At 37.5% G+C, this 17,320-nt stretch carries 16 protein-coding genes, 1 tRNA gene and 1 pseudogene; 11 read left to right on the forward strand and 7 right to left on the reverse strand.

All coding sequences use genetic code 11. From position 1 onward, the window contains the following. Nucleotides 1–24: 24 nt before the first annotated feature. Genes CDOM15925_RS02520 through CDOM15925_RS02535 form a run of 4 tightly spaced genes read right to left on the reverse strand, consistent with a single transcriptional unit; the run spans nucleotide 25 to nucleotide 3,249 of the window. Nucleotides 25–849 carry an adenylosuccinate lyase gene (locus tag CDOM15925_RS02520; RefSeq protein WP_169940765.1) on the reverse strand — a complete coding sequence of 275 codons (825 nt, stop codon included), beginning with the start codon at nucleotides 847–849 and terminating at the stop codon, nucleotides 25–27. A gap of 36 nt (nucleotides 850–885) precedes the next feature. Then, on the reverse strand, nucleotides 886–1,608 hold the full coding sequence (locus tag CDOM15925_RS02525) for an arginyltransferase (protein WP_169940767.1): 723 nt from the start codon (nucleotides 1,606–1,608) through the stop codon (nucleotides 886–888). Next, on the reverse strand, nucleotides 1,605–1,790 hold the full coding sequence (locus CDOM15925_RS02530) for a hypothetical protein (protein WP_169940769.1): 186 nt from the start codon (nucleotides 1,788–1,790) through the stop codon (nucleotides 1,605–1,607). Before CDOM15925_RS02530 ends, CDOM15925_RS02525 begins: the two co-directional genes overlap by 4 nt. Beyond that, nucleotides 1,783–3,249 (reverse strand): acetyl-CoA carboxylase subunit A, encoded by a 1,467-nt coding sequence (locus tag CDOM15925_RS02535; RefSeq protein ID WP_169940771.1) that lies wholly within the window; start codon nucleotides 3,247–3,249, stop codon nucleotides 1,783–1,785. The genes CDOM15925_RS02530 and CDOM15925_RS02535 overlap by 8 nt, the downstream gene beginning before the upstream one ends. 288 nt (nucleotides 3,250–3,537) lie before the next feature. Between CDOM15925_RS02535 and CDOM15925_RS02540 the strand changes: the two genes are divergently transcribed. From CDOM15925_RS02540 to CDOM15925_RS02580, 9 genes are all read left to right on the forward strand, one after another. Beyond that, a tRNA-Arg gene (locus tag CDOM15925_RS02540) sits at nucleotides 3,538–3,614 on the forward strand. A gap of 108 nt (nucleotides 3,615–3,722) precedes the next feature. Further along, nucleotides 3,723–4,781 carry a tetratricopeptide repeat protein gene (locus CDOM15925_RS02545; protein ID WP_169940773.1) on the forward strand — a complete coding sequence of 353 codons (1,059 nt, stop codon included), beginning with the start codon at nucleotides 3,723–3,725 and terminating at the stop codon, nucleotides 4,779–4,781. An 80-nt stretch (nucleotides 4,782–4,861) separates the two neighbouring features. Then, nucleotides 4,862–5,452: a LemA family protein gene (locus tag CDOM15925_RS02550; protein ID WP_169940775.1), complete on the forward strand. Its 591-nt coding sequence runs from the start codon at nucleotides 4,862–4,864 to the stop codon at nucleotides 5,450–5,452. Between the two features lie 18 nt (nucleotides 5,453–5,470). Continuing rightward, a complete protein-coding gene (locus tag CDOM15925_RS02555) occupies nucleotides 5,471–6,355 on the forward strand; it encodes a TPM domain-containing protein (protein ID WP_169940777.1) in 885 nt (294 codons plus the stop codon). A gap of 86 nt (nucleotides 6,356–6,441) precedes the next feature. Then, nucleotides 6,442–7,332 carry a TPM domain-containing protein gene (locus tag CDOM15925_RS02560; RefSeq protein WP_169940779.1) on the forward strand — a complete coding sequence of 297 codons (891 nt, stop codon included), beginning with the start codon at nucleotides 6,442–6,444 and terminating at the stop codon, nucleotides 7,330–7,332. A 23-nt stretch (nucleotides 7,333–7,355) separates the two neighbouring features. Next, entirely contained in the window at nucleotides 7,356–8,144 is a 789-nt protein-coding gene (locus CDOM15925_RS02565; RefSeq protein ID WP_169940781.1) for a TPM domain-containing protein, read from the forward strand. A 10-nt stretch (nucleotides 8,145–8,154) separates the two neighbouring features. Beyond that, entirely contained in the window at nucleotides 8,155–9,045 is an 891-nt protein-coding gene (locus CDOM15925_RS02570; RefSeq protein ID WP_169940783.1) for a TPM domain-containing protein, read from the forward strand. Between the two features lie 354 nt (nucleotides 9,046–9,399). Continuing rightward, nucleotides 9,400–9,900 carry a PAS domain-containing protein gene (locus CDOM15925_RS02575; protein ID WP_169940785.1) on the forward strand — a complete coding sequence of 167 codons (501 nt, stop codon included), beginning with the start codon at nucleotides 9,400–9,402 and terminating at the stop codon, nucleotides 9,898–9,900. A gap of 3 nt (nucleotides 9,901–9,903) precedes the next feature. Then, nucleotides 9,904–10,644, forward strand: coding sequence for an imidazole glycerol phosphate synthase (locus CDOM15925_RS02580; RefSeq protein WP_169940787.1), 741 nt, complete (start codon nucleotides 9,904–9,906; stop codon nucleotides 10,642–10,644). Here the strand turns inward: CDOM15925_RS02580 and murG are convergent. After that, nucleotides 10,622–11,650 carry an undecaprenyldiphospho-muramoylpentapeptide beta-N-acetylglucosaminyltransferase gene (murG, locus tag CDOM15925_RS02585; protein WP_169940789.1) on the reverse strand — a complete coding sequence of 343 codons (1,029 nt, stop codon included), beginning with the start codon at nucleotides 11,648–11,650 and terminating at the stop codon, nucleotides 10,622–10,624. The genes CDOM15925_RS02580 and murG overlap by 23 nt on opposite strands. Then, nucleotides 11,647–12,807 carry an FtsW/RodA/SpoVE family cell cycle protein gene (locus CDOM15925_RS02590; RefSeq protein WP_169940791.1) on the reverse strand — a complete coding sequence of 387 codons (1,161 nt, stop codon included), beginning with the start codon at nucleotides 12,805–12,807 and terminating at the stop codon, nucleotides 11,647–11,649. The genes murG and CDOM15925_RS02590 overlap by 4 nt, the downstream gene beginning before the upstream one ends. A gap of 270 nt (nucleotides 12,808–13,077) precedes the next feature. Between CDOM15925_RS02590 and CDOM15925_RS02595 the strand changes: the two genes are divergently transcribed. Beyond that, on the forward strand, nucleotides 13,078–15,114 hold the full coding sequence (locus CDOM15925_RS02595) for an ATP-dependent helicase (RefSeq protein ID WP_169940793.1): 2,037 nt from the start codon (nucleotides 13,078–13,080) through the stop codon (nucleotides 15,112–15,114). Between the two features lie 9 nt (nucleotides 15,115–15,123). Continuing rightward, the gene (locus CDOM15925_RS02600; RefSeq protein ID WP_349644311.1) at nucleotides 15,124–15,492 is read left to right on the forward strand and encodes a rhodanese-like domain-containing protein; all 369 of its coding nucleotides are present in this window, start codon (nucleotides 15,124–15,126) and stop codon (nucleotides 15,490–15,492) included. Nucleotides 15,493–15,650: 158 nt separating this feature from the next. Here CDOM15925_RS02600 and CDOM15925_RS10255 read toward each other — a convergent pair. Further along, a pseudogene (locus CDOM15925_RS10255) lies at nucleotides 15,651–16,145 on the reverse strand (methyl-accepting chemotaxis protein); the annotation flags it as partial. Nucleotides 16,146–17,320 lie beyond the last annotated feature (1,175 nt).

Raw genomic sequence — 17,320 nt, forward strand, 5'->3', positions numbered from 1 at the left:
AAACACTTTTAAGCTACTATAAGTTTATGCGCTTATGAAAATTTCTTGCTCTTTAAAATACGGCTTCAAGCTTTCATAGGCGTTTTGGATATTTTCAAATTTCATGCGATATTCGTCTTGAATTTTAGCCGATTTGCCTGCGTGACGATCGGGATGATAGATTTTAACCAGCTCAAGATATCTGCTTCTTACGCTTTGAAAGCTACTTTTTATATCGCATTCAAGTGTTTTAAAATGCTCATCAAAAAGCCCTGCAAGCGCTGAAAATCTTTTTACGAATTTTTGTGAATTTTGTATGTTTATCTCTCTTTTGAATTTGATAAATTCGCTCTGCTTATAGTTAAAATTCACGGCAAAATACATATGTTCGTTTTTACTAAATAGCTCGTCAAGCCCTTTGGTTTGGCTGCTGTTTTTGATTATTATCGTTAGATTATCTTGGTTTTCGTCCGTGAAAATTTCCGAATTTTTAAATTTCTGAGAGATGTAGCTTATAAAAAGAGCGTTTGGTTTTTCAAATTTGAAATTTACTTCGTTTTTTGCAAATTTTACATCGGCAGATATTATGATTTTAAGCGAATTTGGCTGCTTGTAAAGAAGCTTGATTGTCTTATACTCGGCAAATTTTATATCAAGCTCTTGGCTATGCGCTTTTTGGTAAAGTTTGCTTATAAATTTAAAAAAATATTTACGTTGCACAAGCTCATTTTCGTCATAAAAAGATATAACTTTATGCTTTTGCCCAAGTGTTTTGGAAAAGTTTTTGTTCATCACGCTTTTAAGCTCGCAAAACAGTTTGCTATCGGTTGTCTCTATACTTAAAGATTCTAAAGTCTGCTTAACGTCCATAAATTTCTCCAATTTTAATTACGTTAATTCAAGCAATTAGCGTTCCATGCTACTCCAAACGGGCTCGACGTCCATTTCTACATATCCGGCTAGCTCCTGATAAGGCTTAAATTCGCCTTTGTAGGCTAGGCTAGGGCAGTTTTTGACGTAGTACCCCAGATAAATCCAGCGCAAATTATTCTGTCTTGCTAAAAAAATTTGCTGATAGAGCGAAAATCTACCTAGCGACAAATGCGAAAAATCAGGATCATAATAACAATAAATCGCAGAAATTCCGTCACTTAAAACATCAATCAGATCAACTCCTACTAGTTTGCCGTGGGCATAATATGAAACCTCTTTGCCAAACTCGTCGTGTCCCGCAACGTAAAGCTCATAATACTTTCTAAAATCAAGCTCGTAATACTTCCATTCACGCTTTTGCTCCATGAATTTATGGTATTTGCGGTATAAATTTAGATGCTCTTCATCTACTATGGGACTTGAGATGTATATTTTGGTGTCTATATTTTTAGTTATGGTGCGGCGAGCCGATCTGCCAAAATGAAAATTTAACGCATCAACTCTTATGCTTACACACTCTTTGCACTCTTTGCAGTTGGGTTTGGAAAAATATCTGCCAAACCTTCTAAATCCACGCCTTGTAAGCGCGTCATTAAGGTTAAAATCACAATCGCTTACATAGTTATACTCCATCCTTGAATCCCTATCTTTAAGATACGGACATAGGCTTGGAAGCGTGGAAAAAGGGATTATCATATCTTCCTTATATCGCTATTTTTTACGTATTTCATGAACTCCTCTTGAAGAATCTGCTCTTTATGGGCGATAGCTTCTTCCTTGCTTACGACGTGCTTTTTTACTTCTTTTTTAGGCTCCGTACCAAGTTCTTTTATCATCTCTTTTTTTATATCTTTTAAGCTGTCAAAAAAATCATTCATCCAAATTCCTTTGCTTTAACTTTCTGGCGTCTTTTACCTTTTGAATCGCTGCCGTAATGGCCGCTATGACCTCTTCGTTGCTTTCGTTTTCTTTCGTTTTCATCTTTTCAAGCAGGGCGGGCATTTTATTTTCTACATATGAAGTGTCGAAAAACCCGCGTCTAAAGTCGCGCTCCTTGCTTATGCTTAGCAAAAACGGAATCGTAGTCTTTACGTCGCCTTCTATAGTAAATTCATCTAGTGCGCGGTTAAGTTTATTTACCGCCAAATCGTAGCTTGTCGCACGAACGATAAGTTTAGCTAGCAAACTATCGTAAAACGGCGGAATTTGATAGTCTTTGTAAAGATGACTATCCACGCGCACGCTAGGACCAAGAGCAGGGTAATAACCTGAAATTTTGCCCGGGCTTGGAATGAAATTTTGCCAAGCGTCTTCTGCCGTGATACGAGCTTCTATGGCAAAGCCTTGAGTAACGACATCGCTTTGTTGCATATGAAGTATGCCGCCTGCGGCTATTCTTATTTGCATCACTATAAGATCCACGCCCGTTATCTCTTCCGTTACACCGTGTTCGACTTGAATTCTTGTATTCATCTCCATGAAGTAAAAGTTGTTATAGTCATCAAGCAAAAACTCAACCGTTCCTGCGTTTGTATAATTAACCGCTTTTGCAGCAGCAACCGCGGTAACACCCATGCTTTTACGTAAATTTTCGCTTATGCTCGGACTTGGAGCGATCTCTAAAATTTTTTGGTGTCTGCGCTGTATGGAACAGTCACGCTCGGCTAAGTGAATGATATTGCCGTATTTATCGCCCACTATTTGAAATTCGATGTGGCGTGGGTTGATGACGTATTTTTCCATAAATACTTCATCGTTATTAAAAAACGCCTTAGCTTCGCGTTTGCAGCTTTCAAAGCTGCTTTCAAGCTCGTCTTCTTTCCATACTACGCGAATTCCTCTACCTCCTCCCCCGCCGCTTGCTTTTAATATAACAGGATAGCCTATCTTTTCGGCAAAAAGCTTGATGTCTTCCATTGTTTCGTTATTTAGCTTTTCGGTGCCGGGAACTACGGGAATTCCATTTTTGCTCATAAGGTAGCGTGCTATGTTTTTATTGCCCATTTTGCGTATGACATCGGCATTTGGACCGATAAAAATAAGCCCTGCATCTTGAACTTCTTTTGCAAATTCGTAGTTTTCGCTTAAAAATCCATATCCCGGATGTATAGCGTCCGCTCCGCAGGCTTTGGCAACCTCTACGATACGTTTTGCGTCAAGATATCCTTTGATTGGATCTATGCCGATTTGATACGCCTCATCAGCTACTTTTACATGCAGACAATCTTGATCGGGCTTTGTGTATATGGCTACGTTTTTGATATGCAGGTCTTTGCAGGCGCGAATTATGCGAACCGCTATTTCGCCTCTGTTTGCGATTAAAATTTTATGTATCACTTTTTCCTCACTCTTAAGGCTTTTGGGAGTTTTTAAGAATTATACAAAATTTTATTTTGAAATTTTAAAATAATCCCAAAATACTTCGCCTTGTCTTTTTGATTATTTTTACTGACAAACTAAAATTTAAATTTCATAACGATAGCATAAAGATTTTTTATTGATGATTAAATTTGATAAATTTTAAGATTTTATGGTTAAATTTCATAAATTCCAAAGAGTTTTTAAAATTTATGAAAGATTTAAGAAAGGTTTGGTTATACTTCGAGCCTTACTTAATTATATAGTGCGCTCGTAGCTCAGCTGGATAGAGCATTTGATTGCGGTTCAAAAGGTCAGGGATTCGAATTCCTTCGAGCGCACCATTTTCTTAAAAATTTTATACAATCATTAAATATTTTATAAACATAATAGTAGCATTACGATATAATATCCTTGTATTTTAAATTTATCTTAAAGTTAAAGGAGATTTTATGAAAAGGCTTGTTTTTTCGGCTTTAGCGATATGCCTAGGTTTTTCTTTTGTGCAAGCGGGACAAGATTACGCCAATGGAGTTAATGCAAGAAATAAAGGCGATATGGTAAGTGCGATTCAGTTTTTTCACGCCAGTTGTTTTAATAAAAATAATGATTTGGCTTGCTACGAGGCAGGCAAAATTTATGAATTCGGCTTTGGCGGAAAAGTAAAAAAAGATCAGTCTTTAGCCCAACAAGCCTATCAAAAATGCTGCGACAAAACAGGCAGAAGCGATTGTTGCTCTAAAGTCGGAAAGGATAGTGGCGGAGGACAAGTTCAGGAGGGATCTGATTTTTCCAGATACGTAACCGCGTGTGAAGGCGGCGACTCCGTAGCATGCAATAAGGCTTACAAAATAAGCAAAGAGAAATTTTTTGCGCAAAAGTCTTGTGATCTTGGCGATTTAAACGGTTGTAGCGATCTTGCTAGTTTTTATTACGGCGCTAATGATTACAAAAAAAGCTTTGAACTATGGGAGCAAGGTTGCAAGAAAAATCACGGGCTATCTTGCCGAAATTTGGCATATTCTTATAGAGAGGGCAAAGGCGTGAGCCAAAATGTTGAAAAAGCCATTAAAGTTTTAGAACCGCTTTGTGAAGGAGAAAGACCTCAAGATTGCTTGGTTTTAGGGATTATATATAAAGACGATCAATACGGGAAAAAAGATATACTAAAAGCTTATAATTTCATTAGTAAAGCTTGCGCAAGCGGTAAATCCAAAGACGCTTGCAAGGTCATTAATAGTCCTGAATTTATGGCGGCGGCTTGCGATGGCGGAAGCGGCGAAGCATGCAGAAATTTAGGCTTTGCGTATGCAGCGCAAAAGGATCCTAAGGCTGTTGAGTATTTTGAAAAGTCTTGTGAATATAAACTTGCCGCAGGTTGTACGGGACTAGGGTTTTTGTATTTAAAAGGTGGTTTAATCGAAAAAAATGAGGCTGAAGCTAAAAAATACTTTAAGTTAGGTTGCGATTTGGGAAATAAAACAGGCTGCGATGAGTTGGCGAATTTTTAAAATCATTGGTAGCTCGCATTTGTAGTGTTTGTGAGTAAGTGAAGCAAAAGTAAAAATAAAATCACCAAGAAAGGTTTAAGATGAAAGGATTAGCAGGACTTTTAGTCGTAGTTGCGATTTTTGGAGGAATTTTCTTAAAGTATTACAATCAAGTTCCAACACTTGACGAGACAACCAAAGAGAAGTGGTCGCAAGTGCAAAACCAGTATAAAAGGCGTGCTGATCTGATACCGAATTTGGTTAGCACCGTGCAAGGATATGCGGCTCATGAAAAGAGCGTATTTGCAGAAGTTACCGAGGCTAGAAGCAAGGTTTCTCAGATAACCATCAATGCAAACGATGCTAGCGATCCTACGAAGATAAGAGAGTTTATGGAGGCTCAAAGACATCTTGGAGGCGCTTTATCAAGGCTTATGGCTGTGAGTGAAAATTATCCGCAATTAAAAGCCGATCAAAATTTTCTAGCTCTTCAGTCTCAGCTTGAAGGTACTGAAAATCGTATCTCCGTTGCAAGGAAGGATTATATAGCTTCGGTTAAGGAGTATAACCTAGCTCTTAGAACTTTCCCTGGAAAATTTGTGGCTCAAATTTTTCATCCCGAGGCTAAGCTGAAAGATACTTTTGAGGCTAGCGAGAGCGAACAAAACAGACCGGAAGTATCGTTTAAATAGCAACTAAAAGGAGCTATTGTGAAAAAGATATTATCTATCTTACTTCTTTTTGCGGCTATTTTTGCTGCCGATATCAAATTCCCCAACCTTACCGGCAGAGTAGTCGATGAAGCAAATATACTAAGTAGTTCGGCAAAAGAGAATTTAACTAAAATTCTTGCAAACCATGAAGCAAATACTACAAATCAAGTTGTAGTAGTTACTTTAAATTCACTTGAAGGACAAAGTATAGAAAGCTACTCCTTAGAACTTGCAAGAAAGTGGGCTATAGGTCAAAAAAATAAAGATAACGGAGTATTGTTAGTAGTAGCTCCAAACGAAAAAGAAATTCGCATAGAAGTAGGATACGGTTTAGAAGGATCATTAACGGATGCTATAAGCCATGAGATAATACAAAGAGTAATAGTTCCGAAATTTAAAGATGGAAATTTCGAACAAGGCATATTAGACGGTGTAGCTAAAATAATAGACTTCATAGACGAAGACAGCGGGAATGATTATGTGGGAGATCCTCTTGAGGATATCTTCTACACTCTTTCTTCGGGTGTTGTCGGAGGTTCGATTATCTTGGTTTTTGTTGGCGGGATGATTAAGAGGTTTAGGATAGTTAGCGATATCGCTACTTCTATGCTACTATCGGGCTTGATGGGATTTTTTATCGGCGTTCTTGTCATTACATTTACCGGCTCAGCTATGATCGCGATAGTCGTTGCTTTAGTTGTTACAATATTGATTTTTATATTTGCCTTTGACAAGATAAGAAAGATGCCAAGAGGGCTTTTGAAAAGCGGTGGCTTTGGTGGCAGTAGCAGCAGTGGAGGCTTTAGCGGTGGAAGTAGAGGAGGCGGCTTTAGCGGCGGAGGCGGAAGCTTTGGCGGTGGCGGAGCTAGCGGAAGGTGGTAAAGCTATAAAATTTATGAAATAAAGTTTAAATTTATAGAAAGCTAAATTTAGTGACTCTGTAAATTTAGCCCAAAAGGGAGGTTTTCATGAGAAATATACTGTTTATTTTACTTACTTTTATATCACTCTTTTCGGCTGAAATTTCACTTCCGGAGCTTACGGGTAGGGTTGTGGATGAGGCAAACATACTAACTAAAGGCACAAAAGATAGCCTAACTGCGACGCTTGAAGCCCACGAAAAAGCAACCGGCAGTCAAATCATAGTCGCAACTATAAAATCGCTTGATAAATACTCCATAGAAAGTTACTCTTTAGCTCTTGCAAGAAAATGGGCTATAGGTAAAAAAAATAAAGATAACGGAGTGTTGTTGTTAGTAGCTCCAAACGAAAAAGAAATTCGCATAGAGGTTGGATACGGATTTGAAGGAGTTCTAACCGACGCCATAAGCAAGAGTATAATTGAAAAGGTAATGGTTCCGAAATTTAAAAGCGGTGATTTTGAAGAGGGAATTTTAGGAGGCGTTGCTAGAATTTTGGATTTTACCGATGAAGATGCAAGTAACGATATAGTAAAAGAGCAGGTATTTGTCGATAATGTTTTGCTTGTCATTGCCTTTTTGATAGCGTCTTGTTCTGTTTTTATATTTATAGGTAGGCTAAGCGGACGTAGAGTTATAAGCGATGTAGGCTCTAGTATCTTTGGTTCGATTATAGTCGGAGGTTTTGCGGGAGCTATCATCAGTGCGCCTATAGATCCTATAATATATAAAACATTAGCCATTTTAGTCGGCATGGTAGCTGTTTTTCCTTATGTTTTTAAAGAGATTAGGCGTACGCCTGATGAGAAGTTGATATATGGCTGGAAAAAGGGAGTTGATAGCTATAAATACTTCGTTGAAAGCGAAGGTAGTAGCGGCAGTGGCGTTAGTGGAGGCGGCGGAAGCTTTGGCGGTGGCGGAGCTAGCGGAAGATGGTAGATTTAAGATAAAAGGAAGTTTTTATGAAGAAGTTTTTGATATCTTTAATGGTTGTTTTTAGCTTTGCTTTTAGTGAGGGAAATTTCCCTGAGCTTTCAGGTTCCGTCATAGATAAATCAGGTCTGTTGAGCGAATTTGCTAAAAGCGATCTTGATAGGATGATAAATGAGCACGAGAGTAAGTATGGCAACAAGCTTATAGTGATTGTGGTGCAGCTAAAGCAAGAAGAGGATCTTGCGCTCTATAGTCAAAATCTTGCAAAGCACTGGAATATCAATGACAAGACCGCTGTTTTAGTTGTGGATTATAGCTTGCAAAACTACGCAAATTCAAGGGCAGCTATCGTAACAAAGAGTGATTGGCTTAATGGTGGTTCGATAGCGTATGAGATTATAGAGACTAAGCTAAGAGAAGGAAGGATAGATGGCGCTTTAAAGCTTGGAGTTGTGAAGATTTTGGATTTTATGGATGATGACAAAAGTAATGACTACATAAATCATCCATATGAAGATGCTACTATGGCTATGCTTGGGATTTCGACAATTGGAGGGTTGATTTTATGGATTATAAGCCATAAGTCAAATCTTACTTTTTTTACCCAAGTCGGCATGTCTTCCGTGCTTGCAGGTATGCTAACCGTATTTTTGATGAAAGCCCTGCCTTACGGCTTGCCGTCTTTTATCTTTTTTGGCATTGTTTTTGTGTTTTCATTTTTAACTATGCGCGTAGAAATGAGAGATGATGGAAGCAGGTATGTAAATTTAGGCATTTTAAATTCTTTGTTTAGCTCAAAGAAAGCAAAAGATGGTTAAGAGATTACAAATGAAGAAAATTTTACTACTTTTAACTGCTTTTTTATCTTTGTTTGCAAGTGAAATTTCATTCCCCAACCTCACCGGCAGGGTAGTCGATGAAGCAAATATACTAAGTAATTCGGCAAAAGAGAATTTAACTAAAATTCTTGCAAACCATGAATCAAATACTACAAATCAAGTTGTTGTAGTAACTTTAAATTCTCTTCAAGGAAGAAGTCTAGAAGAGTACTCTCTTGAACTTGGTAGATACTGGGCTATAGGACAAAAAGATAAAGATAACGGAGTATTGTTAGTAGTAGCTCCAAACGAAAAAGAAATTCGCATAGAAGTAGGATACGGTTTAGAAGGATCATTAACGGATGCCATAAGCCATGAGATAATACAAAGAGTAATAGTTCCTAAATTTAAAGATGGAAATTTCGAACAAGGTATATTAGACGGTGTAGCTAAAATAATAGACTTCATAGACGAAGACAGCGGGAATGATTATGTGGGGGATCCTAGGATGGATGCTTTTTTTGACTTTACTAGCATTATGGTGGTTGGTGGATTTGTCTTGCTTTTTATAGGTGTTATCTTTAAATTTAAATTTTTAAAAGACTTTGGATTAACTTCTTTTATGTCTGCGTTTGCAGGTATTTTTTCATCTTCTTTTTTAGATATTTTTTTAAAAGGCGATGTGGTTTTAGTGTCTTTTTTATTGCTTGCAGCTTTTTTTATACTATTTTATCCTATGGTTAAAAAGATGAATAGCGCCAAAAAAAGAAGATCTAAAGGCGGTTTTGGAAGTGGTTTTTACAGCAGTTCAAGCGGGGGTGGATCAAGAGGCTCTTCGGGTGGTGGCTTTAGCGGCGGAGGCGGAAGCTTTGGCGGAGGCGGAGCTAGCGGAAGGTGGTAAAGCTATAAGTGGATTTTGTTTAAACAATATAACTTTGGCTATAAAATTTAATAAAAAATTTTAGTTTTTTAAAAGATTTTTAAATTTAACTTAAGAATCAAGCCACATTTAATCCATTCTGGCAAATCATATAATCTATATTTTTTGTAAAAATATAAACAAATTTTAAAAATATCCATAAAAATCTTAAAAATTATATCTATATTTTATTTTTTATATTCTACAATATATACATAGATATCGGCAACTGAATTTGTTTGAGAATTTACATTAAAATTACGCAAAACTGCTAAAGTTTGAAATTTTATATTATACGCTGATTATTAGATACGATTTTAAGGAGTTTTTGATAGCATGGGCGCAGAAAAACAGTACTTTGTAAAAGAGAATGAATTTATCGTTTCAAAGACTGACACAAAGGGTAAAATTACTTATTGCAATGAACCGTTTTTACGCATAGTCGGAGCAAAGGCAACAGATCTTCTTGGCAAACCTCACAATATAATACGTCATCCCGATATGCCAAGAGTGGTTTTTAAGCTTTTGTGGGATAGAATTAAGGCTAAACAAGAGATTTTCGCCTTTGTAAAAAACAAAAGTTTCGACGGCGGATTTTACTGGGTTTTTGCAAACGTTACAGCCTCTTTGGACGCCCAAGGCAATATCGTGGGATATCACTCGGTAAGAAGAAGACCGAATGAAAATGCCGTAAAATTTATAGAAGGCGTTTATAAGCAGCTTTTAGAGGCTGAAAGGAGCGGCGGAATGGATGCTTCAAGCAAGTTACTTGAAAAAATTTTAAAAGAAAACAATACGACTTATGACGAGTTGGTTCATAAGTTGCAACGTGGATAAAAGATGGATTATTCTTCAATTTTTAAAGATATAAAAGAGATAAAAAACGAGATTGAGGCGCTTTGTCAAACCAAGATAGAAGACGAGTCTATAAATATCAGTGTCGCTGAATTTAGCTCCTTGGTTGAGTCTATCAAGAAGCACGATATCTTGGATGAGCGCAAGGATAGTATGTATTTTAAAAATGTCTTTGACAACGAGGATTATTATAAAAACATAAGCATATATCTTGATCAGATAATTAGAAAAATTTCTATAAAAACCGAAAAAAAGGGCGTAAGCTTAGAGGTTAGTGATATGCTTGCAAAAGCTTGTAAAAATATAAAATTTATAATCGGCGTTTTAACGGTAGAGTATGGAAATTTGCTCAAAGAGGACTCAAAGCGTTGGATTTCAAGAAACGGTGGTCAAAGACGTAAGATCAAAACCGCTTTAGCCGAGCTTATAGAATTTCAAAAGAAGCTTGACGAGACTCTTAAGACTAGAGCCGTAGTGATATCCAATGTAATCTTAAAAGAATTTAAGATGCTTTATAAATTTTTTCTTTATAGTATCAAGCTTGCCAAAGAGCGACACGATGAGCTGCTTTTGGTTGAGATCGCAGGAATGACGGATAAGATTATATCCATGATAGAGCCGATATTTAGCGACGAGAGCTTAAAGACCGATGAGTTGATATATTATTATTTGACCTATGAGCTAAAAGAACTTAAGGTTGATTCTATCGGTGAGAAGTTATCTTAGCTAAAATTTCATCGACTATTTTTTGAGAGCCGTTAGGGCTTATTTGAGCGCCTAATCGGCTTGAGATTTCCTCTAAATTTATTGAACTTATAATATCTAAAATTTCATTTTTGTTGATTTTGCCATCTTTTTGAAAGCAAAATTTAGCCAAATTCTGATCTACCAAAAACTTAGCGTTGTAAAATTGATGATTTTTAGCCGCGTGAGGGTAGGGGATAAATATTGTCGGCAAACCGCTTGCGCAAAGCTCCCATAGAGTGCTCGCTCCGGCTCTGCTTACGGCAAGATCGGCAGCGCTCATTTTTGCCTCTATCTCTTTGCTAAATTCAAACAGATCAACTTCAACTTCTAGCTTTTGATACTCTTTTTGTAGCTCGTTAAATCCGTTTTTGCCGCATTGATGAATGATATTTACACCCATATTTTTTAAGTCCAAAGCCAAATTTAAAGCAAGCTCGTTTATAGCCGCCGCACCTTGCGAACCGCCTAGAAAGATTATGTTTTTAAGTTCGCTTCTAACTCTTGACTTTTCAAAAAATTTGCTTGCGACAGGGTAGTCAAATTTAACCTGCTCATAAGAGCTAAAAAATTCTTTGGCAAAAGGTTTTAAAATTTTATTAAGCTTGCCTGTTACGGCGTTTTGTTCATGGATAAAAAGCGGTAAATTTGAGATAATTGCTGCAAATGCCGCAGGAGCCGCACTATATCCACCTACGCTTATAACGGCTTTAGCGTCAACCTCTTTAAAAATTTTACTGCATTTAAAGGCTAGATTAAGTATATTTGCAAGCGAAGCAAGCTTGCTAAAACCTCTTTTGTTTACTACTCCTTTGCTTGGCAAGAAAATTTTATCTTCAAAATTCTCATCGTCTTTAAACCACATCATATCCTGTCCGCTGGATGAGCCGATAAACATAGTCTTTTCACCCCTTCTTACAAGCTCTTCGTTTAGACTTTTAGCAATCGCCAAATGCCCGCCGGTTCCGCCTCCGCTTATGATGATCATCCCTTTGCCCTTTTACTTACCATTAGCACCATGCCTATACCTATGCAAAGCGCAAGTATAGAGCTTCCTCCATAGCTTAAAAACGGCACTGCGATTCCTTTGATCGGCGTGATTGATGTGATGCCGTAGGAGTTCATTAGAAACGAAAGGGAGATAAGAAGCCCAATACCTAGGCTAAATAGGTGATATACTTTGTTTTCGCTTCTTGAAGAGACTCTAAAAATTCTATAAAGCAAAAAAACCACTATAAAAGTAATTGCCGATACGCCAAGCACTCCGATCTCTTCGGCTATGCCTGCTAGGACGAAGTCGGTATGAACTTCGCTTAAAAATCCAAGCTTAAATACTCCCGCGCCAAGCCCCTCGCCGAAAAATCCGCCGTGTTTTATAGCGTTTAGCGAGTGTGAAATTTGATAAGGCTCGGGAGCATCAGCCACCCTTAGAGCGTTTGCTAAATTCTCAGGAAGCATTGATAACACCATGTTTTGTATCGTGCCCCACCATGATTTGATACGTAAAATTCTATGCTCGGAGGTTGCTATGGCAAGAGTTGCAAGCGCTATTGCGGCTATCGCGCCAATTCCAAACAGTCTTAAACTTGTGCCTGCAAAAAACGCCATCATGATAAGAGTAAGGGCCAAAACCACCACTTGCCCAAGGTCGTTTTGCAACACGGCTATAAGATAAACCACGATCAAAAACAAAAAGGCGTAAGGCAGGATAAGCTTAAATTCCTCCTTTAGGCTCTTTTTGCTGTCATCTATCTTTCTTGCAAAGCTCCACGCTAAAAAATACACAAATCCGATCTTGAAAAACTCAACCGGAGCCAGTGAAAAACCGGGCAAGCGTATCCAGCGTTTAGCACCTCCGGCATCTGTTACCATCGAGCTTGGAAGTGCGTGCATAAGCCCCATGGATAGCCCGCAAACGATAAAAAGAGCAAACCCTATCCAAACAAGCGCTTTGTCAGGATTAAGTAGTGATATACTCCACATCAAAAATATGCCCAATACACCTACCGCAAGCTGTCTGATAAAAAAATGATATGTTTCGTAGTTGAAGTAAAGCACCGCAAAAACAGGCAAAGATAGCGAAAAGATAATGCCTATGGTAATAAGTGCTACACAGGCGTAAAATATCTGTCGATCTACTTGCAAAATCTCTCTCCGCTTTTTGAATTGGGCTTTGATTTTACTTAAAATTTACTTACAAAGATGTTAATTTGTATCAGAAATTTGAGATTATTAAGGTTAAATTTATAAAGCAAAATGGATATGTAAAATTTATAAAATTTAAAGTCGAAATTTGTTTTTGCGGTATTGTAAATTCGTGCTAATTTAAAATTTAGATTTACAAAAGCCTATTAAATTTATCAACTTCAAATTTAACTTATCGTATAATCACGTCTTTTTAAAAGAGAGATTTGTATGCCCCTTTCAAGACTAAATACCGAACAATACGCCGCCGCTACCGCTCCAGCCGGACACAATCTAGTAATAGCAAGCGCAGGCACAGGCAAGACATCTACCATTGTAGCGCGCATAGCTCACTTGCTAAATTTGGGCGTTAAGGCGGAAAAGATACTTTTGCTAACATTTACAAATAAAGCCTCAAGCGAGATGATAGAGCGTTTAAATAGGTATTTTGATAAAAAAATTACTTCTAAGATTACCGCAGGGACGTTTCACTCGGTATCTTATTCTCTTTTAAAATCGCTTGATAAGGGCGTAACTTTAAAGCAGCCAAGCGAACTAAAAACTCTTCTTAAAAGCCTTGTGGATAGGCGTAAATTTTATCATTTAAGCGATATTAAGGCTTACGGTGGAGCCTATCTTTACGATCTTTATTCGCTATTTCAAAATTCCGTCATAGACGGCAATTTTGCCGACTGGTTAAAAGAGCGAAGTGACGAACAAGCCGTATATGCTGAAATTTACGAAGATGTTTTAAGGGAATTTGAAGAAGAAAAGGCCAAATTTGGTTACGCGGACTTTAACGATCTGCTTATAAAGATGAGAAAAGAGCTTAAAAAGGGAGCCCCGTTAAGTTTTGATGAAATTTTAGTCGATGAGTATCAAGATACCAACACCTTACAAGGCTCGCTGATTGAAGCGTTTAACACCAAAAGCTTATTTTGCGTCGGTGATTTTGATCAAAGCATTTATGCTTTTAACGGAGCAAATATCGAGATAATCGGCTCTTTTAAGGATCGCTTCTTAAACGCTAAAATTTATGCGCTAAATACGAATTATCGAAGCAGTTCAAGCATACTTGCGCTTGCCAATAAAGTCATCTCAAACAACCCGCGTTTGTATGAAAAAAAGCTGATCGTAAGCAGGGATGATAAGAAATTTGCACCTCCGCGCCTGCTGGTTTATGAAGAGCTTTTTGATCAGTACTCAAATATCGCTGAAATAATATCAAACTCAAAATTTAAGCACGAGGAGATCGCTATCATTTTTCGCAACAACTCAAGCGCCGACGGGCTTGAGGTTGCGCTTAGAGAGCGTGGAATAAATTCCAAACGTAAAGGCGGGATAAGCTTTTTTGAAAGTAGAGAGATAAAAGCACTTATGGATCTTATGGGCATTATCATAAATCCAAAAGATATTATGGCGTTTATCCATATCTTTGAATACGCAAAAGGAGTCGGCGCCGCACTTAGCAAGGAAATTTTCGATGCTTTGGTTAAGCTTGGACACGGAAGTGCGGTTGAGGGATTGTTAAATCCTGACGATAGCGTGAATTTATTTGAAAAAAAGATGCGAAACTATCAGCTTGGTCTTTTTGATGAGATTGATGAGGTTGGCGAGATGTCAAGATTTTCTAAGCTTGGTTTTAGTGAGAAATTTTTTGCTCATCCGATACTTAAAATGCAAAAATTAAGCGAGAGCGGGGCGATGTTTTTGTATGAAATTTATAACTTTTTAATTAGAGCAAAAAGGTTTACCAGACCGAATTCTTTGATAAATGAGATAAAAACAAGCAAAATTTACGCTCTTGTGGTTGAAAATTTAGCAACTAAGCGTGCCACTATGAAAAACGGCAATGTAGATGAAGGTGTTAAGCAAGAGGCTAAAGAGCGGATAATGGCAAAGACCGAGGTGTTAAACGAACTGTCTAAAAACTACTCCGAAGCGCAGAATTTCTATAATTTCATCACACTAGGCAGTAACGAGATGAGTAGCGGCGAAGGGGTAAATCTTTTAAGCGTGCATGCGAGTAAAGGGCTTGAGTTTGAGCAAGTTTTTATCGTGGATCTTGCGCAAAATCGCTTTCCGAATTTAAAGCTTATGAGTATGGGCGGAAGCCTGGAAGAGGAGCGAAGGCTGTTTTATGTAGCTGTTACAAGAGCTAGAGATGAGCTTTTTTTAAGTTATGCAAAATACGATAAAATTAAAAAAATTAACTATCATCCAAGCTGTTTTTTGGTAGAAGCAGGGATGGCGAAGAGTGAAATTTAAGGAAATATTGTGCCAAAGATAAATTTTAACGAGATAAAAAACATAGAGATCACAAAGCAAAATGCCGAAAATTTTGAGCAGTTAATCGATATAAGAACTCCTTACGAGTGGTATGAAACAGGCGTTATCAAGGGAGCTAAGCTAGTATATTTTTACGATAACGACAGAGTCTTTAATCCAAAATTTTTAGAAGAAATTTTAGCCGTCGTGGATGTAAATAAACCCGTGGCGCTTATTTGTAGAAGAGGGGTGAGAAGTCTGATGGGGGCTGAAATTTTAGCTTCAAGCGGACTTTTTAAGGAGATTATAAATTTAAGCGGCGGTATGTCAAAGCTACTGTTTGAAGGTTATGAAACGCAAGAGATAAAAAATCAGTAAGTTTAAAACTAAATAAGTGCTTTTGAGTTGAATAATATAAGTTCATAAATTTGCTTTTTAAAAGCTAAATTTATGAACATTTGTCTTGATAGACATATAAAATTTTAATTAGCGATCAAGTAATAACTATTGTAAATTTAACTACATGGATTACAAAATTAGGTGTTAAATTTAGATAGCTTGTTATTTAGCGTTTCGGTCATTTTGCTTAAATGCTCGGTTGCGCTTGCGATCTCTTCAACGCTTTTTGCATTTTGAGCAGAGCATTCGGCTATATCGGACATGCCTTGCAAGATTGCATTTACGTCTTGACCTGTTTTGATATAGTCCTCAACCGCTTTATCTGACATTAAAACGGCCTTTTTGATGCTTTCGTTCATCAAAACTATCTTGCCTTTAACTTCATCGACAACCGAAGTTAGCTCGCTGATCTGCTTTGAGTTTAAATTCATCTGCGCGCTTGAATCAGATATCGCTCCTACTATGACGTTTATGGTTGAATTTATCTCAATGAGTGAATTTTGAGTTCTTTCAGCAAGAGTTCTTACTTCATCGGCAACTACGGCAAATCCTCTTCCGTGCTCTCCTGCGCGAGCGGCCTCAATGGCGGCATTAAGGGCGAGCAAATTCGTCTGATCGGCAATTTCGTCTATAACCGATAGTATATTTCTAACCTGCTCGGCATCTTTGTTTAGCTCTGAAATTTTATTTGCCAGTGCAAGTTCTGTTTGAACGCTTGAACTTATTTTATCGCTTAGGCGAGAGATGGCTTCGTTTGCCGTATCGATCTGGTTTATGGCGTTTTGCATATCGCCTTTGCTCTGTTTTGCCTCTTCTATCGAGGTTTTTATCTGATCTTTGATTAAAGAAGCCTTTGCGGTAGTTTCATTTGTTGTTATCAAGGATTTTTCTACATTGTGTCCTGTTTGCAAAGATGTCGCCGATAGCTCGTAGGCGACTGATGAATTTTCAGTTGATAAATTTTTGGCTTCAGATATCAGGCTTTTTAAGTTGCTCGTGGCTATTTTTAAAAGTCCTAATGCGCTATTTTTAAAATCGGTACTGATTTCTACAGCTAAATTTCCGCTTGAAATTTCTTTCATAATACTTTCGATGCGAGCAGGCTTTGCACCCAAAATTCCTTCGGTAACCTTTGTGCTAAGGTATGCAAAGAAAAATATCGTTAGAATTACCACCGCAGAAAGGACTAAAAATATATTTTGCATATTATCAAGTTTATGCTTGTATATGCTAAATTCGTTTGCAGTTCTATTTTCAACCATGGTAAAAAATTCATTTATGGGCTGCATAATGTTTGCTTTGTAGCTATTATAGCTGTCGCCAAAGACTAAATTCATCGCTTTTTCTTTTATTTCGCTTAGATTATAGTGAAGCGAGGAAGCGGACCTCATCATATCCATAGCTTCAAATTCAAGCTTTGCCAGATCAAGGGATCTATTTTCGGCGTCTTCTAGTTTTTTAAACTCACTATCGCTAAAACCCTCTTTTTTCATAAGTTCTTTTAGCGGTATTTTTTCATTTGTGCCTGCGCGAGGGACTTTGCCGTTTCTGATATCTAGGACTTTATTATATTCTTTTTCATATATTTCGTTACCGTTTGTAGCGACGAATAATCTAACAAATTTGGTTAAATCATCCGAGCTTTGACGCAGTTCATCGGCCAGCTTGTATGAAATAAGCTGTTTGTTTGAAGAATTTGTAAGCTTGGCTGATGTCTCTTGCATTTTCAAAAAGACAAAGCCAAGCGCAACTATAAAACCTATGCAAAAAAGAGTAACAACTCTCTGAAAATTTTTCGAATAAATTA

Origin of the sequence: Campylobacter sp. RM15925 (assembly GCF_012978775.1) — a bacterium.
Lineage (GTDB): Bacteria > Campylobacterota > Campylobacteria > Campylobacterales > Campylobacteraceae > Campylobacter_A > Campylobacter_A canis.